At 36.5% G+C, this 22,480-nt stretch carries 25 protein-coding genes; 16 read left to right on the top strand and 9 right to left on the bottom strand.

The window, feature by feature from the left end:
* Positions 1–28 precede the first annotated feature (28 nt).
* A complete protein-coding gene (locus LRP81_RS03315) occupies positions 29–694 on the top strand; it encodes a potassium channel family protein (RefSeq protein ID WP_263458223.1) in 666 nt (221 codons plus the stop codon).
* 162 nt (positions 695–856) lie between these two features.
* Here LRP81_RS03315 and rnjA read toward each other — a convergent pair whose 3' ends face one another.
* Together rnjA and LRP81_RS03305 are read right to left on the bottom strand one after the other, a co-directional pair.
* Entirely contained in the window at positions 857–2,524 is a 1,668-nt protein-coding gene (gene rnjA / locus LRP81_RS03310; RefSeq protein WP_230499814.1) for a ribonuclease J1, read from the bottom strand.
* A 6-nt stretch (positions 2,525–2,530) separates the two neighbouring features.
* Positions 2,531–2,740, bottom strand: a complete 210-nt coding sequence (locus tag LRP81_RS03305) for a DNA-dependent RNA polymerase subunit epsilon (RefSeq protein ID WP_230499813.1) — start codon at positions 2,738–2,740, stop codon at positions 2,531–2,533.
* Positions 2,741–3,556: 816 nt separating this feature from the next.
* On the opposite strand from LRP81_RS03305, the gene LRP81_RS03300 reads away from it, so the two are divergent.
* A complete protein-coding gene (locus tag LRP81_RS03300) occupies positions 3,557–4,462 on the top strand; it encodes a DMT family transporter (RefSeq protein WP_230499812.1) in 906 nt (301 codons plus the stop codon).
* 17 nt (positions 4,463–4,479) lie between these two features.
* Positions 4,480–5,271 carry a Cof-type HAD-IIB family hydrolase gene (locus LRP81_RS03295; protein ID WP_230499811.1) on the top strand — a complete coding sequence of 264 codons (792 nt, stop codon included), beginning with the start codon at positions 4,480–4,482 and terminating at the stop codon, positions 5,269–5,271.
* Between the two features lie 276 nt (positions 5,272–5,547).
* Here the strand turns inward: LRP81_RS03295 and def are convergent, their stop codons facing one another.
* Entirely contained in the window at positions 5,548–6,102 is a 555-nt protein-coding gene (gene def, locus LRP81_RS03290; protein WP_230499810.1) for a peptide deformylase, read from the bottom strand.
* A gap of 175 nt (positions 6,103–6,277) precedes the next feature.
* Between def and LRP81_RS03285 the strand changes: the two genes are divergently transcribed.
* The 5 genes from LRP81_RS03285 to lpdA all read left to right on the top strand — a co-directional run bounded on the left by LRP81_RS03285 (position 6,278) and on the right by lpdA (position 12,674).
* Entirely contained in the window at positions 6,278–6,937 is a 660-nt protein-coding gene (locus tag LRP81_RS03285) for a YkyA family protein (protein ID WP_230499809.1), read from the top strand.
* Between the two features lie 718 nt (positions 6,938–7,655).
* The gene (gene pdhA, locus LRP81_RS03280; RefSeq protein WP_230499808.1) at positions 7,656–8,771 is read left to right on the top strand and encodes a pyruvate dehydrogenase (acetyl-transferring) E1 component subunit alpha; all 1,116 of its coding nucleotides are present in this window, start codon (positions 7,656–7,658) and stop codon (positions 8,769–8,771) included.
* Positions 8,772–8,774: 3 nt separating this feature from the next.
* Entirely contained in the window at positions 8,775–9,752 is a 978-nt protein-coding gene (locus tag LRP81_RS03275) for an alpha-ketoacid dehydrogenase subunit beta (RefSeq protein WP_230499807.1), read from the top strand.
* Between the two features lie 135 nt (positions 9,753–9,887).
* On the top strand, positions 9,888–11,258 hold the full coding sequence (locus LRP81_RS03270; protein ID WP_230499806.1) for a dihydrolipoamide acetyltransferase family protein: 1,371 nt from the start codon (positions 9,888–9,890) through the stop codon (positions 11,256–11,258).
* Between the two features lie 3 nt (positions 11,259–11,261).
* A complete protein-coding gene (gene lpdA, locus LRP81_RS03265) occupies positions 11,262–12,674 on the top strand; it encodes a dihydrolipoyl dehydrogenase (protein WP_230499805.1) in 1,413 nt (470 codons plus the stop codon).
* 77 nt (positions 12,675–12,751) lie between these two features.
* On the opposite strand, the gene LRP81_RS03260 is transcribed toward lpdA, so the two are convergent.
* The gene (locus LRP81_RS03260; RefSeq protein ID WP_230499804.1) at positions 12,752–13,141 is read right to left on the bottom strand and encodes a thioredoxin family protein; all 390 of its coding nucleotides are present in this window, start codon (positions 13,139–13,141) and stop codon (positions 12,752–12,754) included.
* 393 nt (positions 13,142–13,534) lie between these two features.
* Between LRP81_RS03260 and LRP81_RS03255 the strand changes: the two genes are divergently transcribed.
* Both LRP81_RS03255 and LRP81_RS03250 read left to right on the top strand, forming a co-directional pair.
* Complete coding sequence (locus LRP81_RS03255) at positions 13,535–13,780, top strand: hypothetical protein (protein WP_230499803.1); 246 nt, start codon at positions 13,535–13,537, stop codon at positions 13,778–13,780.
* 82 nt (positions 13,781–13,862) lie between these two features.
* Complete coding sequence (locus LRP81_RS03250) at positions 13,863–14,729, top strand: polysaccharide deacetylase family protein (protein WP_317987027.1); 867 nt, start codon at positions 13,863–13,865, stop codon at positions 14,727–14,729.
* A 126-nt stretch (positions 14,730–14,855) separates the two neighbouring features.
* Here LRP81_RS03250 and LRP81_RS03245 read toward each other — a convergent pair whose 3' ends face one another.
* Positions 14,856–15,284: a DUF1885 family protein gene (locus tag LRP81_RS03245; protein WP_230499802.1), complete on the bottom strand. Its 429-nt coding sequence runs from the start codon at positions 15,282–15,284 to the stop codon at positions 14,856–14,858.
* Between the two features lie 157 nt (positions 15,285–15,441).
* Between LRP81_RS03245 and LRP81_RS03240 the strand changes: the two genes are divergently transcribed.
* A complete protein-coding gene (locus LRP81_RS03240; protein WP_230499801.1) occupies positions 15,442–15,738 on the top strand; it encodes a DUF3055 domain-containing protein in 297 nt (98 codons plus the stop codon).
* A 223-nt stretch (positions 15,739–15,961) separates the two neighbouring features.
* Here the strand turns inward: LRP81_RS03240 and LRP81_RS03235 are convergent, their stop codons facing one another.
* Positions 15,962–16,189 carry a hypothetical protein gene (locus tag LRP81_RS03235; protein WP_230499800.1) on the bottom strand — a complete coding sequence of 76 codons (228 nt, stop codon included), beginning with the start codon at positions 16,187–16,189 and terminating at the stop codon, positions 15,962–15,964.
* A 313-nt stretch (positions 16,190–16,502) separates the two neighbouring features.
* On the opposite strand from LRP81_RS03235, the gene LRP81_RS03230 reads away from it, so the two are divergent.
* Positions 16,503–16,628, top strand: coding sequence for a GapA-binding peptide SR1P (locus tag LRP81_RS03230; protein WP_230499799.1), 126 nt, complete (start codon positions 16,503–16,505; stop codon positions 16,626–16,628).
* A gap of 42 nt (positions 16,629–16,670) precedes the next feature.
* Here LRP81_RS03230 and LRP81_RS03225 read toward each other — a convergent pair whose 3' ends face one another.
* Positions 16,671–18,152 (bottom strand): aminotransferase class I/II-fold pyridoxal phosphate-dependent enzyme, encoded by a 1,482-nt coding sequence (locus LRP81_RS03225; protein WP_230499798.1) that lies wholly within the window; start codon positions 18,150–18,152, stop codon positions 16,671–16,673.
* A 202-nt stretch (positions 18,153–18,354) separates the two neighbouring features.
* On the opposite strand from LRP81_RS03225, the gene LRP81_RS03220 reads away from it, so the two are divergent.
* Positions 18,355–19,314, top strand: coding sequence for an NAD(P)H-dependent flavin oxidoreductase (locus LRP81_RS03220; protein WP_230499797.1), 960 nt, complete (start codon positions 18,355–18,357; stop codon positions 19,312–19,314).
* Positions 19,315–19,365: 51 nt separating this feature from the next.
* On the top strand, positions 19,366–19,638 hold the full coding sequence (locus tag LRP81_RS03215; protein WP_230499796.1) for a UPF0223 family protein: 273 nt from the start codon (positions 19,366–19,368) through the stop codon (positions 19,636–19,638).
* A gap of 153 nt (positions 19,639–19,791) precedes the next feature.
* Here the strand turns inward: LRP81_RS03215 and LRP81_RS03210 are convergent, their stop codons facing one another.
* Entirely contained in the window at positions 19,792–20,433 is a 642-nt protein-coding gene (locus LRP81_RS03210; RefSeq protein WP_230499795.1) for a YktB family protein, read from the bottom strand.
* A gap of 414 nt (positions 20,434–20,847) precedes the next feature.
* On the opposite strand from LRP81_RS03210, the gene LRP81_RS03205 reads away from it, so the two are divergent.
* Complete coding sequence (locus tag LRP81_RS03205; RefSeq protein WP_230499794.1) at positions 20,848–21,036, top strand: hypothetical protein; 189 nt, start codon at positions 20,848–20,850, stop codon at positions 21,034–21,036.
* A gap of 241 nt (positions 21,037–21,277) precedes the next feature.
* Positions 21,278–22,072 (top strand): inositol monophosphatase family protein, encoded by a 795-nt coding sequence (locus LRP81_RS03200; protein WP_230499793.1) that lies wholly within the window; start codon positions 21,278–21,280, stop codon positions 22,070–22,072.
* A gap of 116 nt (positions 22,073–22,188) precedes the next feature.
* Here LRP81_RS03200 and LRP81_RS03195 read toward each other — a convergent pair whose 3' ends face one another.
* A complete protein-coding gene (locus tag LRP81_RS03195) occupies positions 22,189–22,374 on the bottom strand; it encodes a YlaF family protein (protein WP_230499792.1) in 186 nt (61 codons plus the stop codon).
* Between the last annotated feature and the right edge of the window lie 106 nt (positions 22,375–22,480).

Raw genomic sequence — 22,480 nt, 5'->3', positions numbered from 1 at the left:
ATTAAGTCCATTCATTGGAGGAAGTATTTTGAATAGAAAAGAGTTTGCCGTAATTGGGTTAGGTCGTTTCGGAGGAAGTATGGTAAAAGCTCTAAGTGATGAGGGTGTAGAAGTACTTGCCATTGATAATGATGTAGAAAAAGTAAACCAATTTGCCCACATCGCTTCACATGCAGTAGTAGGAGATACTACAGATGAAGCTGTTCTGAAGAGTTTAGGTATTCGTAATTTTGATCATGTCATAGTGGCAATTGGTGATAATATACAAGCAAGTATACTTACCACGTTAATTTTAAAAGAATTGGGTGTAAAAAAAGTTACGGTAAAAGCTACTAATGATTATCATGAAAAGGTGCTAAAGAAAATTGGTGCAGATCAGGTTGTACATCCAGAAAGAGATATGGGAAGGCGTATTGCCCATAATATCGTTTCTAATAATGTCTTAGATTATCTGGAGTTATCTGATGAACATAGTATAGTGGAAATTGTAGCGAGCCGCAGACTTGACGGATTTACACTCATTGATTTAGATATCCGGGCTAAATATGGTATAAACATAGTAGCTATTAAGCGTGGTAGGGAAATTATCGTATCGCCACAGGCAACAGATGTTATTCTAAAGGGTGATATATTAATTGTTATTGGTGCAGATAAGGATATAAATAGGTTTGAAAAGAAGCTAGTAGAAGAGTAAAAGATTATCCAGTAAGGTTTTTTCTTACTGGGTATTTTTTTGTGTAAGGAAAGTTTAACTGACCTACAGTAGTTATTTCGTAGTGTTTAGGTCCATAAAAAAACTGTAGACAACCTTTAGGTTGACTACAGTCTGAATTCCCTAATAGTATGGGGAAGTGATTTAGACTTCCATAATGATTGGGAGAATCATTGGACGGCGCTTCGTTTTTTCATATAGGAACGGTGCTAGCGTATCTGTGATTTCATTTTTAATTTCAGACCACTGTGTTGTACGGCGCTCCATAATTTTATTTAAATGTTTGGAAATCAGAGCTTGTGCATCATTTATTAGATCACCTGATTCTCTCATATAGACGAAGCCACGTGAAATGATATCTGGTCCAGAAGCAATCTTGAAGTCCTTCATATTGATGCTTACCACCACGACTACTAGTCCTTCTTCAGAAAGAATTCGGCGGTCGCGTAATACGATATTTCCGATGTCGCCAATTCCGTTTCCATCAATATATACATTGCCAGATGGAATTTTTCCTGCTACTGAAGCTTCATCTTCACCAAGAGCTAAGACTTCTCCATTATCCATTACAAAGCAGTTTTCGACTGGAACACCGCAATCAACAGCAAGTTGCTTGTGGGTAATTTGCATACGATATTCCCCATGAATCGGCACGAAGTATTTTGGTTTGATTAGGCGTAGCATCAGCTTCTGTTCTTGTTGTCCACCGTGTCCGGAAGTGTGAATATCGCTTAATGAACCATGAATAACATCTGCACCTGCACGGAACAGCATATTGATAGTACGGTTCACACTTAAAGTGTTACCAGGAATAGGAGAGGACGAGAATACCACTGTATCTCCAGGGATTATTTGAATTTGTCGGTGTGTACCATTAGCAATTCTTGACAGTGCTGCCATTGGTTCACCCTGACTACCCGTACATAAAATGGTAACCTTATTTGCTGGTAATCGGTTAATTTGATTTGCTTCAATAAATGTATCTTTAGGAGCACTAATATACCCAAGGTCTTGTCCAATATTTATAGCAGCTTCCATGCTACGGCCAAAAACAGCGATTTTTCTTCCGTGAGCAACAGCAGCCTCTGTCACTTGTTGAAGGCGGTGAATATTGGATGCAAAAGTAGCAAAAATGACCCTTCCATCAACCTTACGGAATATATCCTGAATACTGTCACCTACTTTTCGTTCAGACATGGTGAAATCAGGAATCTCACTGTTGGTACTATCGGAAAGAAGACAAAGGACACCTTCCTTTCCTATCTCAGCCATTTTTGTTAGATTGGCAGGCTCACCTACAGGAGTAAAGTCAAACTTAAAATCACCAGTGTGTACGATATTTCCTTGTGGAGTTTTAACAACTACTCCATAGGAATCAGGGATACTGTGTGTAGTACGGAAAAAAGTAACAGATGTTTTACGGAACTTAATGATGTCATCTTCTTGAATTTCAATTAATTTAGCTTTACGTAAAAGTCCATGTTCTTCTAGTTTATTTTTTATTAGTCCAAGTGCTAATTTGCCTCCATAAACCGGTATATCCACTTCACGTAAAAGGTATGGAATTCCACCAATATGATCTTCGTGACCGTGAGTAACAAAAAGACCTTTGATTTTTTCCTGATTTTTCACTATATATGTGTAATCTGGTATAACATAGTCTATTCCCAGTAATTCGTCTTCAGGGAATTTAATACCGGCATCGATTAGGATGATTTCATCCTGAAACTGGACTGCATAGGTGTTCTTCCCGATCTCACCTAGACCGCCTAAAGCGAATACCGCAGCTTGGTTGTTTTTTACAAATTTCATTGTCTATCAAATCTCCAATACTTTAAAGTTTTCTGATTGTTTTTCATACTCATAGAAATTCCCTGAAACTTCTTGGATGAACTCAATGTTGTATGGTTTGTCATAAAGTTTTCTGCGAACTTCATAAACTGCTGAAGCTTCCACATAAAGAGCTTCCGTTTTTTCTCTTACAGGTGCTTCTGTAATGTCTTCTTGATAATAAACTTTAAAAATCATTCAAATCTCTCCTTAATAAATTCTTTCTTAATTTTCAGCTGCTCTTGGAAGCAGTGAAGTTTGTATCTATAGTTATTTGTTGAGTGGAATATGTGTTGAAGTGTCCGGCGAACCTAAAATGTTCTTGATCCTATGCACATAACCCAAACAAAAAGACAACGCATATTGAAAAAACATCCTATCAAGGTGGCTATGTATGTAAAAAGCCGTACAATGGCAATTGTGCCGTTCGTAACCTTTATTATATACGATAAGAACGAATAATTCATGTATTTTACTGGTACGAGGTTCTATTCTATATTTCCCATCGTATTCTTTTGCATACTTTACCAATATTGACCAAGGTTATATTTATTATAATTATCCTTTTTTTCTTTGTAAAATTTAGTTTATATAAATATGTAAGAGTCCTCCAAATGAAGGACTCATTAAGTGAAGTCTTAGGCTATCGTTTTTCTTTTGAGTATATCATTCATTCTCCGCAGCAGTTTCCTTCGTAGTCTTCTTAACATTAGAATTTCACTCCTTGTACGTTTAATTCGTTCTGTTTGTTATTAGTTAATATGCATCAAACAGCAAAAAACTTTACTGGAAAAAATACGAAATTAGGTACAAAGGGCATGAAAAGATACATTGAATTTGTGCATACTGCGTATGGTTAACTACAGAGTAACATATAAATGTTCTATTGGGAATAAGCCAAAGTAGTATTTGTTACGCGCTTTCAAGCAAATTTATATTGACAGTAATCCTTTCATTCATGTAGTTTAAAATAAACTTATTTCGAAACACTAAAGAATTAAGGTGGTAAACATGATGAAACGATTATATTTGGCTTTGTTGACTTTAAGCTTGATATGGGGAATGTCCTTTTTGTTTATAAAATTACTTTTGTTGGACTTAGGTGTTCTAGGGGTAGTATTTTGGAGATGTTTTTTTGGTGCAGTAACTTTGCTAATACTTCTAATTGTTCAAAAGAAGTTAAGTGGACTAAAAAAAATACCTATTACTCCGATATTTTTCATTGCACTTCTAAATAATGCACTTCCGTGGGCACTTATTGCCATAAGTGAGACAAGTATTAGTAGTAGTATGGCTTCTGTCATAAATGCTACTACTCCAATTTGGACAATAATAATCGGTTATTTTATATTCTCAAGTAAATTGGAAAGAATGCAATGGTTGGGGATTACTGTAGGCTTTTTTGGAATTCTTGTTTTGCTTGAGCTTAATATCGTTCAATTGTTTCACGACAATTTACTTGGAGTTGGGACCATGCTTGGCGCTACAATCTGTTATGGTTATGGTGCACACCTTAGCAGAAAATACCTTCAAAATATTCCTATTACCATCATTTCTTTTGCTACCCTTGCAATGGCAGGGATAATATCGGGAATAGTAATGCTTTTTTTTCAACCAGATGGATTTGTAGCCATTGGAAATTCTATCACAATTGCTTCTTTAATAGGTTTAGGTGTGTTCGGTTCAGGAATTGCCTATCTTCTATATTATTATATGGTGAAAGAAGGAAGTGCGGAGTTTGCATCACTTGTTACTTACCTTGTGCCAATTACTGCAATGGTTTGGGGGAGTTTTCTTTTACAAGAAGAAATAACATTTCATATGCTTTTTGGTTTAATTCTCATCTTTAGTGGTGTATATTTATCTTCATATAAAACAAAAGCAAAAAAACAAAATACTGTAAAAAAAATTGCAGTTTAAAAAGTAAGGTGGTAGTGATGGAAAACGAAAAGAAAATTGTGTTTTTTGATATAGATGGAACTTTGCTTAACCATGAGAAGGAATTGCCACAATCAACGAAGGACGCAATCAAGGAATTAAAAGACCAAGGTGTATATGTGGCAATTGCTACAGGAAGAGCACCATTCATGTTCGAAGATTTACGTGAAGAGTTAGACATTCAATCTTATGTAAGCTTTAATGGGCAATATGTAGTTTTTGAAGGAGAAGTAATCTATAAAAATCCACTAGACCCAAATAAAATGCGCACTCTTCTTCAATTTTCTGAAAAGATGCAACACCCTCTCGTATTCATGAATCATGAAACGATGAAGGCAAATGTAGAAAATCACTTTTATATCCATGAAAGTATGGGGAGTTTGAAATTTACACACCCTGAATTTGGTCCATCGTTCCTTGATGAAACAGAAATTTACCAAGCTTTACTGTTTATTGAAGATAATGACCAACAAACATATGTAAAAGAGTATGGAGACTTCCACTTTATACGTTGGCACCAGTATTCGACTGATATTCTCCCAAAAGGTGGCTCAAAGGCGATAGGTATTCAAAGAATGCTCGAAAAAATCCCCTTCAAAAAAGAGAATGTCTATGCATTTGGAGACGGTTTAAATGATGTGGAAATGATTAGCTTTGTCGCAAATGGTGTAGCGATGGGGAACTCCCATCCTGAACTGTTGAAAGTTGCAAAGCATGTTACTAAAGATGTTGGTGAAGATGGAATTTGGCATGGTCTTAACAGTTTCGGATTAATAAAACAAAAGGCTTGATCATTTTGATCGAGCCTTTTGTTTTATAGCGTTATTGATATGCTTAATCATTTCTCCGGGTTTTTCTCTTAAGTCTGTATTGCAAATTGTTGTTGGGCAATTAAATAAGGAACCCGGAATATGCCATGCTCTTTTCCTGCATTTAGATTAATGTAGAGGAAATAAAAAGAACTGAACCCGACTTTTAACTGGTTATTAGCAACTACCATTTAGAATAGGGGGTACGAAGTGGCTCTTATCTATTAAGAAAGGCTGCAAAAGGCCAAGGTTCGATTATTACCTTTCAATAGGTATTGCACCTTCGATTGGTTGAAATGGGTTGTTTTGATCAATATGATCGTAAAACATTACTCCATTTAAATGATCTATTTCGTGCTGGAAAACAATGGCTATCAACCCTTTTAACCGTAATTTTACCTCTTCACCTTCTGTATTTACGGCTTTGACAGTTACTCGTGCGTATCTTGGAACAAGTCCTGGTACTTCTCGATCAACGGATAGACATCCTTCACCTGTAGTAAGATAACTTCTTTCCACAGAATGACTAACTATTCTAGGGTTAAGTAATTTGTAACTATGTAGATTTCCGGATTCGTCTCTTGCGTGAATGGCAATCATTTTTTTACTAATATTGATTTGCGGCGCTGCGAGGCCTATTCCTGGACGCAAGTCATGTTGCATAGAAATCTCAGGGTTTTGACTGTTTTGTAGATATTCAAGCATCATATCCAGTGTGGCAATGTCCTCTAAAGTAGGAGGAAGCACTACATCATCAGCTACCCTTCTTAGTGTGGGATGCCCTTCCTTAATTATGTCATTAGTTGTTAACATACATGTCACTCCTATCTTAATTATGTACTTACTATACTCTATTCAACTCGTAAGATGGTAGTAAGATGTTTAAAAAGATATGATACTAATTTTATGCAAGAGATTGGATTTTAATATTGTAAAAATTAACAATAAAATTTATAGTAAAAGAGAAGAAATGTTAGGGGGATTTAAATTGCAATTTTTGAAAAAAAGTTTTAGTGTTTTAGCTCTTATGATTCTTTTATCAGGCTGTGTGAACGGGGAGTCACCAGAACAAGAGATATTCGAGACTCTTGAAAAGGTAGTAGAATTAGAAGCTAGCTTTGAGGAGCAACAAGAACCATTATTAGAATTGGAAAGAGAAGAATCCGAAATTTATGAGGAAATATTGAGTCTAGGAATGAAAGAGTTTGATCAAATTGTCAAATTGTCTCAAGAAGGACTTGTACTTGTAGAACAAAAAGAAACAGCTATACAAAATGAAAAGAAAAGTATTGAGGAAGCCCGAGAACAATTTGAAGAAGTTAAAGCTTCTATTGAAAAGCTAGAGGATGAGGATTTAAAGGAAGAGGCCCAGTCATTGTATCAACTAATGGAACAACGCTATGAAGCTTATATGGTTCTATGGGATCATTACATGGCAGCTATAGGAATTGAAAAAGACCTGTATGACCTATTCCAAACTGAAGACTTAACGTTAGAGCAACTTCAGTTACAGATTAATAACCTGAATGAAAGATATGATAAAATCAATGAAGCGAATGAATCATTTAATTCGTTTACAGAGCAATATAATGAAGCGAAAATAAACTTTTATCAAAAAGCAGGACTAAATGTATCCTATGATAATTAATTTATTTTTCTACTGAAGCGTTTAGCTATTAATGTGTAAATAGGTTTCGACTTACATGAGGCGACATAACCTTTATTTTAAACTAAATGAAGAAAAAAGCTGCGGGCCATTTCTTGTATAAACTTCAACGGCTACAAAATAAAAAAATAAATTACAGATGAAATAATCCAATGTGCGTTACGGCATTGGGTTGTTTTTTGTTTTATAACACTTTTCCCACCTCTTTGAAGTATCATATGAATTTTTCTAGTTTTATATGTCAGAATAATCTTTCTATAGGGAATGGTTAAGTTTTCATAATGCAGGGAAAGGATTAAATAGCATCGATTTGCTATTATAAAATAACGAGTATTTCTTATTGTAGAAAATAACTAATGACTTTGTGTAACAGAACACATAATTGTAATAGTACAGATTAATTATCAGAAAGTTTATTATATTTAAACGTAGTTAAAAACAAAGAAATTGACGGATAGAACTTGTGTATTATAAACTTGACCTTGGTGAATAGTTGTATTAATATTTTTTATGGGAAGATTAATACAGATAATAAAAATCACAGCAGATACAAACATATCAGCTGTGTGTGGAAAGTGCTAGATATGTTATCACATTGCAAACAGAAAAATGTCTTTTTATATATGGTTTTGGGTAACCTATTGTTTGTATGTGGAATGTATAATATAGCTCTCTTAATAGAAAGGAAGAGGTGACGTAGATGGCTGCAAAAACAAAAAATGCAAAGTTTGATCCAAAGCAGCAGTTAGCGAAAGTGGAAGAACAGTTCCAGACGTTTCAAATCTTAAATGAAGAAGGCGAAGTTGTAAATGAAGCAGCAATGCCCGATTTAAGTGATGATCAACTAAAAGAATTAATGCGTCGTATGGTATACACTCGTGTGCTTGACCAACGTTCTATTAGCTTAAACAGACAAGGGCGTTTAGGTTTCTATGCACCAACAGCTGGACAGGAAGCTTCTCAGTTAGCTTCACAATTTGCATTGGAAAGTGATGATTTCATTCTTCCTGGTTACCGTGATGTACCACAAATGATTTGGCATGGTTTACCATTATACCAAGCTTTCTTATTCTCCCGTGGCCATTTCCATGGAAACCAAATGCAAGAGAATCTTAACCTGTTGCCACCTCAAATTATTATTGGTGCTCAAATAATTCAAACAGCAGGCGTTGCATTAGGACTTAAGAAAAAAGGTAAGAAGTCTGTAGCAATTACATACACAGGAGATGGTGGTGCATCCCAAGGTGACTTCTATGAAGGTTTAAACTTCGCAGGAGCATACCAAGCACCAGCAATTTTTGTCGTTCAAAACAATCGTTTTGCAATTTCCACTCCAGTTGAAAAGCAATCTGCTGCAGGTACTATTGCACAAAAAGCTGTAGCAGCTGGAATTCCTGGTATCCAAGTAGATGGTATGGACGCATTAGCTGTTTATGCTGCAACTCGTGATGCACGTGAACGCGCTGTAAATGGAGAAGGACCGACACTTATTGAAACACTAACATACCGTTATGGTCCTCATACAATGGCAGGAGACGATCCGACTCGTTACCGTACTTCTGATCTTGATAATGAGTGGGAAAAGAAAGATCCTCTAGTTCGCTTCCGCAAGTTCTTAGAGAAGAAGGGAGTCTGGAACGAAGAAGAAGAAAATAAAGTTATCGAAGAAGCAAAAGAAGATATTAAGAATGCTATTAAGAAGGCAGACGAACAACCGAAACAAAAGGTAACCGACTTAATCTCTTTCATGTACGAAGAGCTTCCTTATAACTTAAAAGAGCAAAATGAAATTTATAAAGAGAAGGAGTCGAAGTAAGCCATGGCGCAAATGACTATGATTCAAGCAATCACTGATGCGTTACGCACAGAATTGAAAAACGACGAAAACGTCTTGCTTTTCGGTGAGGATGTTGGCCAAAATGGTGGGGTTTTCCGTGCAACAGAAGGTCTTCAAGCTGAATTCGGAGAAGATCGCGTATTTGACACGCCTCTTGCAGAGTCAGGGATTGGTGGACTTGCGATTGGCCTTGGTGTTACTGGCTTCCGCCCTGTAATGGAAATCCAATTTTTTGGTTTTGTCTATGAGGTTATGGATTCAGTGAGCGGACAGCTTGCACGTATGCGTTACCGTACTGGAGGGAAATGGTCTTCTCCTGTTACAATCCGTTCTCCATTTGGTGGGGGAGTGCATACACCAGAACTTCATGCAGATAGTTTAGAAGGACTTATGGCACAGCAACCTGGATTAAAAGTTGTCATTCCTTCCACTCCATATGATGCAAAAGGTCTTTTAATTTCTGCTATTCGTGATAATGACCCAGTTGTGTTTTTAGAGCACATGAAATTGTATCGTTCATTCCGTCAAGAGGTACCGGAAGAAGAATATACGATTGAAATTGGAAAAGCAGATGTAAAGCGTGAAGGTACAGATTTAACGATGGTAACTTACGGTGCAATGGTTCATGAGTGCTTAAAAGCTGCAGAACAATTAGAAAAAGACGGTGTTTCTGCTGAAGTTATCGATTTACGTACTGTTAGTCCACTGGATATTGATACGATTATTGCTTCTGTTGAAAAAACAGGACGTGCGATCGTAGTTCAGGAGGCACAAAAACAAGCGGGTATTGCTGCAAACGTAGTGGCAGAAATCAATGACCGTGCAATTTTAAGCTTGGAGGCTCCTGTATTACGTGTAGCTGCTCCAGACACTGTATTCCCATTCTCTCAAGCGGAAAGTGTTTGGCTACCAAATCATAAAGACGTTTTAGAAACAGCTAAAAAAGTTCTAAACTTTTAATTATTATTACTAATAATCCGGATACATGAATTAGAAAGTCCATTCTTAGCTTTGCAGAGAGTGGGCTCTCCATTTTAATTTTTAGTAGCTAGGTAATTGCTACAACATGCTATCTAATATAGGAGGTTGAATACTGTGGCATTTGAATTTAAACTGCCAGATATCGGTGAAGGTATCCATGAAGGTGAAATAGTTAAATGGTTCGTGAAACCAGGTGACGAAATCGAAGAAGATGATGTGCTAGCAGAAGTACAAAATGATAAAGCGGTTGTTGAAATTCCATCTCCTGTTAAAGGGAAAGTATTGGAACTAAAAGTTGATGAAGGAACAGTAGCAACTGTCGGACAAACTATTATCACTTTAGATGCACCAGGTTACGAAAACCTTAAATTTAAGGGAGATGACCATGGTGACGACGAAGCTGCAGAGCCTCAGAAGAACGATAAAACAGAGGGGCAAGTGCAGTCAACAGCTGAAGCTGGTCAAGATGTGAAAAAAGAAGAAGCACCAAAAGATGAGCCAAAAGGTGAAACTGGAGCAGGTGCTCAAGCACAAGTGGAAGTTGATCCTAATAAACGAGTAATTGCGATGCCATCTGTACGTAAATATGCTCGTGAAAAAGGCGTGGAAATCCGTCAGGTTCAAGGGTCTGGTGATAATGGACGTGTACTAAAAAGCGATATCGATGGATTCTTATCAGGTGGAGGAACAAAAGCTGACGAGACTTCAACAGTTGATGCTGCTCCTGCACAAGAAGAAACTAAAGAAACGAAAAAGGAAAAGCAAGCTATTCCTGCTGGTCAATATCCAGAAACCCGCGAGAAGATGAGTGGAATGCGCCGTGCAATTGCGAAAGCAATGGTTAACTCTAAGCACACTGCACCACACGTGACACTTATGGATGAAATTGATGTGACAGACCTTGTTGCTCACCGTAAGAAGTTTAAAACAGTTGCAGCTGACAAGGGTATTAAGTTAACATTCTTACCATACGTAGTTAAAGCACTTACATCTGCGTTACGTGAGTATCCGGTACTTAATACATCTCTTGATGATGCAACTGACGAAATCGTGCACAAGCATTATTACAACATCGGTATTGCTGCTGATACAGAAAAAGGTTTACTAGTACCTGTTGTGAAAGATGCAGATAGAAAATCCATCTTCTCTATTTCTAATGAAATTAACGAGCTTGCAGGTAAAGCCCGTGATGGTAAGTTGGCTTCTGAGGAAATGAAAGGTGCATCTTGTACCATTACAAATATCGGTTCCGCTGGTGGGCAATGGTTTACTCCAGTAATTAACCACCCTGAAGTTGCAATTTTAGGTATCGGCCGTATCGCTGAAAAACCTGTAGTGAAAGACGGAGAAATAGTAGTAGCTCCAGTTCTTGCATTATCACTAAGCTTTGACCATCGTATGATTGATGGAGCTACTGCTCAGAATGCGCTTAACCACATCAAGCGTCTATTGAATGATCCACAACTATTGTTAATGGAGGGGTAATAAATGGTAGTAGGAGATTTTGCAATTGAAGTAGATACGCTTGTCATCGGTTCGGGTCCTGGCGGATATGTTGCGGCAATCCGTGCGGCCCAACTGGGACAAAAAGTTACGATTGTAGAGAAAAATACTCTTGGTGGAGTATGTCTTAATGTTGGATGTATTCCTTCCAAAGCGTTAATTTCCGCAGGACACCGCTTTGAAACTGCTAAACATTCTGACGACATGGGGATTACTGCTGAAAATGTAAAAGTAGATTTCTCAAAAGTTCAAGAATGGAAAGCTGGAGTAGTTAAGAAACTAACTGGCGGTGTAGAAGGTCTACTTAAGGGGAATAAAGTAGATATAGTCTCAGGTGAAGCATACTTTGTAGACGGTAATACCGTTCGTATCATGGATGAAAATTCAGCACAAACATACAAATTTAACAATTGTATTATTGCAACAGGTTCTCGTCCAATTGAAATTCCAACTTTCAAATACTCTAAACGAGTACTTGATTCAACTGGTGCATTGGCTCTTCAAGATATTCCGAAGAAACTAGTTGTAATCGGCGGTGGATACATTGGCACGGAGCTTGGTACTGCTTATGCTAATTTTGGAACAGAAGTTGTTATCGTAGAAGCAGCAGATGAAATTTTAGCTGGCTTTGAAAAGCAAATGAGTTCACTTGTAAAACGTAACCTGAAGAAAAAAGGAAACGTGGAGATTTTCACAAAAGCTATGGCTAAAGGTGTCGAAGAGACAGAAGCTGGCGTGAAAGTAACAATTGAAGTAAAAGGTGAAGAACAAACAATTGATGCTGATTACGTACTTGTTACAGTTGGTCGTCGTCCAAATACGGATGAGCTTGGCCTTGAGCAAGTAGGTGTGGAAATGACGGATCGTGGAGTTGTGAAAATCGACAAACAATGCCGTACAAGCGTTCCAAACATCTATGCAATCGGTGATATCGTAGATGGACCACCACTTGCACACAAAGCATCTTATGAAGGTAAAATCGCTGCAGAAGCAATTGCAGGAGAGCCATCTGAGATTGATTACTTAGGTATTCCAGCTGTGGTATTCTCTGAGCCAGAACTAGCATCTGTTGGATATACAGAAGCTCAGGCAAAAGAAGAAGGACTTGAAGTAGTTGCGGCTAAATTCCCATTTGCAGCAAATGGACGTGCTCTTGCACTGAATGCTACTGACGGATTCTTAAAGCTTGTAACACGTAAAGAAGACGGTTTGATTATTGGTGCTCAAATTGCCGGTTCAAGTGCATCTGACATGATCGCTGAACTTGGATTAGCAATCGAAGCTGGTATGACCGCTGAAGATATTGCAATGACAATCCATGCTCACCCCACATTGGGCGAGATTACAATGGAAGCAGCAGAAGTTGCAATGGGTAGCCCAATTCATATCGTTAAATAAAATGTTGAAAAATAGCCTCCACAGTTGTGGGGGCTATTTATTTTTTCGAAAAAAAAAGCAGACATTACAACTAATTTCTAATAAGTTGTAATGTCTGCTTTAATAGCTTCCTCAATAGAAACAACTATTTGTTCCTTTGGCTGGGGACCTTCTATCTGAGTCAATATTTCATTCTGATGTACGACAACGATAGTTGGAGTTGATGTAACATTAAACTGCCTAAACAATTTCTTATCACCTTCAGAATGTACGACATTTATATTAGTAACATCAGTAGGAAAAGCGCTTTTTATATCAATTATCGCATCATAATAAGTACCTTCAGCTTTTGTGTCAGAATCATCTGTGAAAAAAACTAATGTATGTGATTCTTCCGGAAACTGAACATGGTTTATAGCTAGGTTTTGCTGGCAAGAAGATAAAAATAAAAAAGACAAAATAACAACGATAACAGTGCCCCTCATCATGGCAATCCTCACTTTCGATAAAAATGGGGATGGAATGTATCTATGTATAATAATTTCCCTTATTTGGTGCTATTCTACCACTAAAAATAGTGTTATTTGTACTTGTCATACATTTGTTACAAAATTGAAAAATATGGCTATCGTTAAATGCATATTTATTAAAAGCAGTTTTTGCTTCCTGTAATGTATTTGAGACCTATCCAATGTGCTTTTTTCATACAGTAAATTAAAAGAAACGGTTATTTTTAGTGGGGAATGCAAGAAAAAGGTCAGAATCCGACGTTTTACCCGTTATTAGCAACAGTCTTTTAGAAAAGAACGTCAATAAAAAGGTTTTTATTCACTTGAAAAGGGCTAAATATATACAAATACGCTTTTTAAGGAGCTACTTTTATGAAAAGCTATGTGGTATTTTTAATCCAAAATTGTTGTTGGGGAACTTACAGCATAATAGAATGGTTTTCTGTTAGAGATAAAATACAGATGAAACTAATCCTTTTAGGTATTTTTATCTATTTATGTTATACATTGGCTAGAGCGTTAATGAATAAGAAAAAGCAAGCCGTATGGACGACTGCTATTAGCTTTATTTTTTATTTTACATTTCAAAGTCTATTTTACTATTTTGTATTTAAGTAACAAAAAGTGTTACATGATATTTCCCTTTTATAGAAAACATTAGTATGATAATTAGATAAACTTACATATGGAGGAAAGAAAGATGATGAAGAAATGGATTATAACCTCGATGTTATTATTCCTCCTTTCTGCGTGTAGTCCAGCATTGGATGCGAATGAACAATCCTCTGAACAGCCATCTTCCGATCCAGCCAAGAATTCTCAGACAGATCAGGAATCGGAGAATCAATCCAATCAACTATCTGAAATCACAGAAGGAGAAGAGGAAATAAATGAAGAAATGGATGAGGGTGTTAGCGGTGATCATTCTAAAGTAACACCACAGTATTATGTAGATTCAACTAACTATTCAGTAAAACCTATTGATGATGCTGAACCATCAGTGGTTCTATTAACGATAGACGACGCTCCTGATAAGTATGCATTAGATATGGCAAAAATATTAAAAGAGCTAAATGTAAAGGCTATCTTTTTTGTGAATGGTCATTTTATAGAAACGGAAGAAAAAAAGGCTGTTCTAAAAGAAATCCATGACATGGGTTTTCCGATTGGAAATCACACTATGACACATAAATCATTAAATAGTATCACTGAAGAAGACCAATATGAAGAAATTATGACATTAAACGATCGTATTGAGGAGATTATTGGGGAAAAGCCTAGGTTTTTTCGCGCCCCGTTTGGTGGCAATACTGATTATGCTAAAGATTTAGCTGCCAAAGAAGGTATGATATTGATGAACTGGACATATGGGTATGACTGGGAGCCAGGATACATGGAGGCAAGTGCATTGAAAGACATAATGATTAATACAGAAGCACTAAGCAATGGAGCGAATTTATTAATGCATGATCGAGAATGGACGAAAGATGCTTTATCTGAAATTGTAATAGGTCTTCAAAATAAAGGTTACAAAATATTGGATCCAGACTTAATCGGTAATGAATGAAAAAATTATTAATGACTCTTTATTTTCAAAGTTTAGACACCCTGTAATAAGATTTTCCCTTTGTGGTTGATATGCAACATTAATTATTACAAAAAGAATCCCGCTTTCGATGAAAAGCGGGATTCTTTAGCGTTTATAATAATACATAATACTGCCTGTAAATAATGTTAATTGAGCATCCAATTTTTTAGCTAAAAACTTGCATAGTTCATTTGCCTTACCTTTATCTCCATGTGTGCTTTGATCATGAAGTGTAACTTGTATGTAAGATAGCGGTGGTTCATCCTCGCTTGAATTGGTATCTTGAGTCCCTACACCTATCAATATCATGCGATAACGGTCTTCAGTTCCTTTTAAATAAAACCAAACACCTTTGCCTTCTGGTTTTTCTTTAATTTCATAGGGAAAGGCTGCTTGACTATATTCCCAACCGAGTTGCTTACCGGTTTTGGAAGTAATATCTTTATAGTAGTGTAATAGCTCCTTTACACCTTCTAACGTGATCGTTTTCTGTTTAGATTTTTCCATAAGATTTATATAAGCACTACTAGCCACATTTAATCACTCCTAAGAAAAACACGATTCCATTCACTTCTATTCTAGCATTTGTAGAAATGCGCTGACAATAACTAAGTGAAAATTATTGCAAGTCAAACAACTTGTAAGTTATAATAATATTCTGAATAACCAAAAAAATCAAGGAGGGTACAATATGAACTTATTTGACAAGCTTTATGACAACAATGAAAATGTTCCTGTTCGCTTTGTTGGATTTACTACAAAAGATGTCAGGTATGATTTTGGTATTGTGTACACGAACCTTTTTTTTGGTAAACCACTAGTTATCTGTATGCAGACTGGCCTTTCCTCTCTCCTCGACTCTAAAGATATTACGGACCTAAACCACCTTCAACATGTATTCCGAATCGATTCAAAAGAGCAAGCAGAAGACCTTGCAGAATTTTTTTCCGAAGCCATTCCATCTATACCATTTCAGGAGCAGTACTAATTATGTCCAAAATCTTTCAGTGAAGCCAGCGTCCAATATAAATTGGCGCTCGTTTCTTTTTTTTTGCTGTTTCATATAGGTTTAAAGGTAATTTTATTCTATACAACATATTCTCGGGATAGATATATTCTTATAACTATGTCTTTGTTAAATATAATGTTGTTTTTACTATGACGAAAGGAATCCTTATACTTTGAAGCCCATTTCTTTGTTAATGGCTTCTTTAACCAACGTCAATAAATTGAAACTCACTTGGAATTTTTATAATCTTTTTTTTATTCCTCATCATACTTTGGATTACCAGTCCGGTTAGAGAGATAAATAATACAGTAAATACTGACTCATAGCCTATTTCCTGATTAGAAAAATTGCGGTAAGCAGATAGCGTCATTGAGATAGAACTCATTATTAAAGTAAATATTATTAACGGATGAATTTTAACTTTTCCCATTAAACTATCCCCTTTCTTTTTAATCTATCCTGCACCGTTGTGTAAAAATATCATTATTTAGTAAACTTAGATTTTCACATGTTTGGATTTTTTTGGATTAAATTCCCTTTCATATTCGTATTATTAATTGTGACTTATTTCTAAGGCAAAATAATTAAAAGGTCACAATAATAGAGAAAAAAATTAATTGTGTTATACAATTTAATTATTGACATAACACATTAACAGGTTTATCATTAATTTAATAATATAAAACGCTTTCAATAATTGCTAATGAACAACAAAATAACTTTCGAAAAGAGGTTGAAAGGGTATGGGTACAATAATTTGTCAAATTTGTAACTGCGCAGTAGATCACTTTGAGGATGAAAAGGTTACCACTTATTATGCAAAATGTGTTGATTGCCAGTGCACTGAAAAAAACGAAGAACTAGCATAACTATAAGAGGCCCATCCTAATGGATTGGGCCTCTGTTTATGTTTATCGTATAGCTCTATGTTCTTTTATGACTCTCAAGTGCTTTAGGTCGTAATCTTCAGGTCCTTGTACAGGAAGTCCGACTTCTATTGTTTTTCTTATATAAGCAAGGTTTTCTTCCGTTATTATTTCTCCTGGTGTAAAAATTGGAATGCCAGGGGGATATACCATAATAAATTCTGCAATAATTCTTCCTGCAGATTCTTCAAAAGGTACTACTTCTGTTTCTGAATAAAACGCATCTCTTGGAGCAATGGCCAACACAGGTATATCGGGAAGTAAGACTTTTACTTCATTTTCTGCATTGCCTGCTTGATGACTATATTCAGCTGAAAGCTCCTGAAGTGCTTTTAACAGGATGCCTGTTTCTACTTCGGTATCACCCGGTGTTACGATGCAGAGGATATTATATAAATCAGATAGTTCAACTTCCAGATTGTAATTTCTCCGAAGCCATTTCTCTACATCATAGCCAGTTAAGTTTAATTTCTTCACAGATATAATTAACTTGGTAGGATCGTAATCAAATGTTGCTTTTCTCCCAAGAATTTCTGGTCCAACACAATAGAGATACTCTATTGTGTTAATGGCACTTCTTGTATTTTCAGCAAGCTGAATAGTTTTGTCAATTAATTGGTGTCCCTCTGTCGCTAAACGTTTTCTTGCAACATCCAATGAGGCAAGTAAGAGGTATGATGTGGAAGTGGTTGTCAACATACTTAGAATACTTTGGATCCGATTTACGTTCACAATGCCTTCTTTAACATTTAAAATGGAGCTTTGTGTCATGGAACCACCTAGTTTGTGCACACTTGTTGCTGCCATATCAGCACCTGCTTGCATCGCAGAAAGTGGCAGTGCTTCATGAAAATGGATGTGAACGCCGTGAGCTTCATCAACAAGGACAGGTACATTGAACGAATGTGCAATCTCGACAATCTGGATTAAATCAGCAGAAACGCCAAAATAAGTAGGATTGATTACTAATACACCTTTTGCATCAGGGTGTTGTTGTAATGCTTTTTCCACTGCATCAGTTGTGATTCCATGTGAAATTCCTAATTCTTTATCTACCTCAGGGTGAATGAAAATTGGGACAGCCCCAGAAAACACGATTGCAGACATAACTGATTTATGGACATTTCTTGGAACAATAATTTTTTCTCCTGGTCCGCAAACGGCCATAACCATTGTCATAATTGCTCCGCTTGTCCCTTGTACAGAAAAGAAGGTATGGTCTGCACCGAAAGCTTTCGCCGCTAAATCTTGTGCATCTTTAATTATTCCTTTTGGATGATGTAAGTCATCAAGTGGACCTATATTAATTAAATCTATTGATAAAGCATTGTCTCCAATAAATTCACGGAATGCAGGATCTATTCCTGTTCCTTTTTTATGTCCAGGGATGTGAAATTGAACTGGATCCTTTTTTGAATGGTTTAACAGTCCAGTAAATAATGGTGTGTCATTTTGAGAATATGTCAACTTAACTTTGCACCTCTTTAAAAAGAATGGATTTAATTATAATAACGCATCTAAAAAGATAGAACAAATAAAGACGTAAAACAAATGAATTATAGCATTTATCCTGTTGGTTGCAAAGATTTTTCTTTAGTAAAAAAACAGGAGTTTTTGACTGTAAGAAGAAGTTATAAAAGGGACGACATCGTGGAGAGGTGAAGAGAAAATGAAATGGAATACTCGTGTTACAGATCTTTTAGAAATAAAGTATCCAATTATACAGGGAGGACTTGCATATTTAGCTTATGCGGAGCTAGCTGCAGCTGTATCAAATGCAGGAGGACTTGGTCAAATTACTGCTATGAGCTTGGAAACTCCAGAACTATTACGAGAAGAAATTAAAATGACTCGAAAGTTAACAGATAAACCTTTTGGAGTTAACTATGCGATTGGTCAGCATGGAAGACCCTTTGAACATATGCTCGAAGTTGCAATAGAGGAACAGGTGCCTGTTATTTCTATGACAGGCGGAAATCCCTCCCCCATATTTAAACGTTTAGAAGCGGTTCCTTGTAAAAAACTTGTTCTTGTTGCTGCTACGCGACAAGCGCAAAAGGCAGAAGAACTTGGAGCAGATGCAGTCATGGTAGTCGGACAAGAGGGTGGAGGACATCTCGGTAAGAATGACTTAGGGACAATGGTGCTTGTACCGAAAGTTGTAGACTCCCTTTCCATACCTGTCATTGCATCAGGTGGTATTGGCGACGGGAGAGGGTTAATGGCAGCCCTATCGCTCGGTGCTGATGGTGTTGAGATGGGGACAAGATTCATTGCGACACAGGAATGCCTTCATGCACATCCCGTCTATAAAGACCTTCTTATTAAGGGTACGGAGAATGATACTGTCGTAATAAAAAGATCTCTAGGTGCACCAGCAAGGGCAATTAAAAATGAGTGGACAGATCAAATATTAACAATAGAGAAAGAGGAAAGTGGATATGAAGGTCTGAAAGAGCTTATAAGTGGAATAGCAAATAAAAAATTGATCTATGAGGGTAATTCAAAGGAAGGTTTTGCATGGGCTGGGCAAGTGATGGGATTGATTCAGGATGTTCCTACAGTCGAATCGCTTATTTCCAGAATGATTGCAGAGGGGGAGAAAATTAGAGAAAGATGGACAACCTAAAGAAAAAAGGTGGTATACTGTTCTTTTCATGAAATTAAATGAGGTGGTCTAATGGAGTTTTCATACCCAATGTCATACGATTGGTCAACCGACGAGCTTATTGACGTAATTGCATTTTATGAAGCGGTTGAGAAGGCCTATACAAAAGGAGTGGAACGAGACCATATTTTGGACTTGTACCGCCGCTTTAAAGAAATTGTTCCAAGTAAAGCACAAGAAAAAAACTTGGGGATGGAATATGAGGAAATGAGCGGATTCTCGATTTATAAAGCGATGAAGAAGGCTAAAGAGATGCTGTCTGGAGAGATAGTTAAAGTGTCTTGAAGTCAGTGAAGGAAAAGCTAATGCATTTATGTGCATTGGCTTTTTTCATGTACACATTTTTATCTAATAATAGCAACTATGACAAGTTAGAAATGCTAAAGAAATAAATATAAAAGAAAACCAGATAAATTAATACCTGGTTTTAACCTTTATTTAGACCTTTTCTTTTGATAAGTTGTACAACCCACGTAATGTTTGGAATGCTTCCTCTATTCTTGCTATTGTCTCGTCACCAGAAAGTTTGATTGCTTCCTCCATCGGAATTTGGATTCCACATAAAATTTCTGCTTTTTTGACAGTTTTAAGTCGTTTAAATAATTCTTTATGTTGTTCTTCTGTCAAGTCACTTTGAGGGATCACTTCTGGTTTCGTATGGTCTTTTGACCAAACATAATTAGAGGGAATTTCCTTACGTATTTTTTTAACGTCTTTTAACAATGCTTCCCCATATTCTTCTTTCATTGGTGCCTCATAAATTACTGCGAACCAAATAAATACATGCGTTTCCCATAATCCAATCTGAAAGTGCGGAAGCATTTTATAGCCACGTTGATTATTGGCAAAAGCTACCCACGAGTCTTTTGGTGCATTTATGGTGCGCCGTGCATGTTTTGCAACATGGTAATGAATTTCATCCCCTGTCATAGCCGTTAGCGAAGGTGAAAAGTATTCTCCCAACAGCTCAAACTTAGGTTGGATTTGAACTTTTAAGGCTTCCATTCTTTCTTCAAGCCCTTTCACTTTAAACACGTCAAAATCTTTCTTTTTGAAACCATTAAATTTTTTCTTTACCATATGATATCACTCCATCAACTTGTCATTCTTGTATGTAAAAATAGTTCACTATTCAAGCTTTTATAAACATATTTTAGCACAGCACTTTTCGAGTTCCAAAGATTTAGCAACTAGATTTTGCAATTGCTATATCAAATAAAAAGTAAGCTAGGTACCTGCACATTTTAGTTACCAACTTTATATCTTTTCATATGATATAGCAACCATTTAAATAATGAATGTATTTAGAAAAGCGGAATCGCGTCGGTCAGCCCCGGATAGTGGAAGACGAGTAAGCGAGAAGATTGATAAACCTTCTTGGAGAATTGATTAATGACTTCAAAGGGCAAAGCGCTGGAGCTAGATGCTGATTTAACTCCAAAAACTTATACTTTCTTAATCTGTTACTAAGAAAAAACTGAGGGAGGGAATGATATGAAACAAGTAGCTACACCTTGGAAAAAAAGAAAAGAAGAGAATCATCGAGCGGTCTTGAAGCTGGAAATAGATTATGAACTTGCAGTGCTTTATGAAGCCATCCAAGATAGTGACCAAGATAAAATGAAAAAATCGAAATCCAAGCTGGAGCAATTACGAAAAGAAATGTTGAGTTTAGGGGTTTAGTAGCAATAGCTACAGAGCGAACCTGTACGAGGTTCGTTTTTCTATGTGTCACAATCAAATGAAAGGATTTTTCTGTAAAATAAGGATTTGAAGATATCGCAATTATCTACTGAAATATCGCATCCATAACTCTGTTTCAGATTACTTGATTTTCACTGCCTGTTTCAGTAAGCTAAAAACTACATATAAGGAAAAATTCTTTCGATCGTGATTTTTAATTTTGAAGGGCAGGGTAATTTACATGAATTGGTCGGATATAGACACGAATGCAAAAAAATGGACTAGAGAAGCAGGGGAGAGAATTCGCTCTTCTTTCAGTCAGGAATTAATGATACATACCAAAACTTCACCTGACGATCTTGTTACTAATATAGATCGTGATACAGAACAATTTTTAATTGAAAAAATAAGAGAAACCTATCCTGATCACCAAATTCTTGGAGAGGAAGGATTAGGCGATAAGCTTGATAAATTGGATGGTACGGTATGGATAATTGATCCTATCGATGGAACGATGAACTTTGTCCATCAACAAAGAAACTTTGCGATTTCAGTTGCGGTGTATGAGGATGGAATAGGAAAAATTGGGTTGATTTATGATGTAGTGCATGATGAGCTTTATCATGCTAAACCAGGGGAAGGTGCATTCTTAAATGACATCCGTCTTCCGCAATTGGAGGAAGTGGAGGTTGAAAAAGCAGTTATCGCGCTCAATGCCACATGGGTTACGGAAAATAAAAGGATTGATCCCACTATTTTAGCTCCCTTAATAAAAAGAGTGAGGGGAACAAGGTCATATGGTTCAGCTGCATTAGAAATGGCGTATGTTGCTACAGGGCGAATAGATGCATATATTACACTTAGATTATCCCCGTGGGACTTCGCAGCAGGTTTAATAATGGTTCAGGAACTAGGCGGGAAAGTCACTACCTTATTAGGCGAGCCATTAAATCTCCTCGAACAAAATAGTGTTTTTGTAAGTAAGCCAGGTTTACATGAAGAGATATCTAAGGATTATCTTTCTAAACTAAAATAACTGGTTGAACTATTCCTATGTAAGTGCGTCTTTTTATGCCAAGGGAACGAGAACCAATAGAATAAAAAAAGCCGTGGTGTTTTTTCCCCCATGGCTTTTTTTCAGACAAATGTACTTTACAACTGCCCGCTTTCTCTCATTTTCTTTTTCGTTTTAAAGCCAAAGCCCATAACTAGAGCGAATAATACAAATGCCCCAATGATGCCAAGTGTGCTTCTTTCGCCAATCGCAATTCCGACAAGCCCTAAAGAAACAGCTGCAAGGACTGCAAAAAGAATAAAAATCCATTTGATATTTTTCATGAAAACAACTCCTTTGTGTACAAATAAACATCTGTAATTTATTTTACATAAGTCCTTGCGTCTTTTCTACTATGTTTGTGGTATAATACTAAAGTTATTAAGTTGT

The sequence above is a fragment of the Sutcliffiella rhizosphaerae genome, from assembly GCF_917563925.1.
GTDB classification, from domain to species: Bacteria; Bacillota; Bacilli; order Bacillales; family Bacillaceae_I; genus Sutcliffiella_A; species Sutcliffiella_A rhizosphaerae.
The sequence above is the reverse complement of the archived record's forward strand: the minus strand, read 5'-3'. Positions and strand labels throughout refer to the sequence as shown.

What these genes read in the sequence shown, in the direction of transcription:
- LRP81_RS03210 (WP_230499795.1), bottom strand. Translation starts at nt 20,433, where the DNA reads ATGGTAAAGAAAAAATTTAATGGTTTCAAAAAGAAAGATTTTGACGTG.
- rnjA (WP_230499814.1), bottom strand. Translation starts at nt 2,524, where the DNA reads ATGAAATTTGTAAAAAACAACCAAGCTGCGGTATTCGCTTTAGGCGGT.
- LRP81_RS03295 (WP_230499811.1), top strand. Translation starts at nt 4,480, where the DNA reads ATGGAAAACGAAAAGAAAATTGTGTTTTTTGATATAGATGGAACTTTG.
- LRP81_RS03235 (WP_230499800.1), bottom strand. Translation starts at nt 16,189, where the DNA reads ATGGGAAAAGTTAAAATTCATCCGTTAATAATATTTACTTTAATAATG.
- lpdA (WP_230499805.1), top strand. Translation starts at nt 11,262, where the DNA reads ATGGTAGTAGGAGATTTTGCAATTGAAGTAGATACGCTTGTCATCGGT.
- LRP81_RS03215 (WP_230499796.1), top strand. Translation starts at nt 19,366, where the DNA reads ATGGAGTTTTCATACCCAATGTCATACGATTGGTCAACCGACGAGCTT.
- LRP81_RS03240 (WP_230499801.1), top strand. Translation starts at nt 15,442, where the DNA reads ATGAACTTATTTGACAAGCTTTATGACAACAATGAAAATGTTCCTGTT.
- LRP81_RS03200 (WP_230499793.1), top strand. Translation starts at nt 21,278, where the DNA reads ATGAATTGGTCGGATATAGACACGAATGCAAAAAAATGGACTAGAGAA.
- def (WP_230499810.1), bottom strand. Translation starts at nt 6,102, where the DNA reads ATGTTAACAACTAATGACATAATTAAGGAAGGGCATCCCACACTAAGA.
- LRP81_RS03305 (WP_230499813.1), bottom strand. Translation starts at nt 2,740, where the DNA reads ATGATTTTTAAAGTTTATTATCAAGAAGACATTACAGAAGCACCTGTA.
- LRP81_RS03275 (WP_230499807.1), top strand. Translation starts at nt 8,775, where the DNA reads ATGGCGCAAATGACTATGATTCAAGCAATCACTGATGCGTTACGCACA.
- LRP81_RS03205 (WP_230499794.1), top strand. Translation starts at nt 20,848, where the DNA reads ATGAAACAAGTAGCTACACCTTGGAAAAAAAGAAAAGAAGAGAATCAT.
- LRP81_RS03300 (WP_230499812.1), top strand. Translation starts at nt 3,557, where the DNA reads ATGAAACGATTATATTTGGCTTTGTTGACTTTAAGCTTGATATGGGGA.
- LRP81_RS03250 (WP_317987027.1), top strand. Translation starts at nt 13,863, where the DNA reads ATGATGAAGAAATGGATTATAACCTCGATGTTATTATTCCTCCTTTCT.
- LRP81_RS03220 (WP_230499797.1), top strand. Translation starts at nt 18,355, where the DNA reads ATGAAATGGAATACTCGTGTTACAGATCTTTTAGAAATAAAGTATCCA.
- LRP81_RS03260 (WP_230499804.1), bottom strand. Translation starts at nt 13,141, where the DNA reads ATGATGAGGGGCACTGTTATCGTTGTTATTTTGTCTTTTTTATTTTTA.
- LRP81_RS03195 (WP_230499792.1), bottom strand. Translation starts at nt 22,374, where the DNA reads ATGAAAAATATCAAATGGATTTTTATTCTTTTTGCAGTCCTTGCAGCT.
- pdhA (WP_230499808.1), top strand. Translation starts at nt 7,656, where the DNA reads ATGGCTGCAAAAACAAAAAATGCAAAGTTTGATCCAAAGCAGCAGTTA.
- LRP81_RS03230 (WP_230499799.1), top strand. Translation starts at nt 16,503, where the DNA reads ATGGGTACAATAATTTGTCAAATTTGTAACTGCGCAGTAGATCACTTT.
- LRP81_RS03255 (WP_230499803.1), top strand. Translation starts at nt 13,535, where the DNA reads ATGAAAAGCTATGTGGTATTTTTAATCCAAAATTGTTGTTGGGGAACT.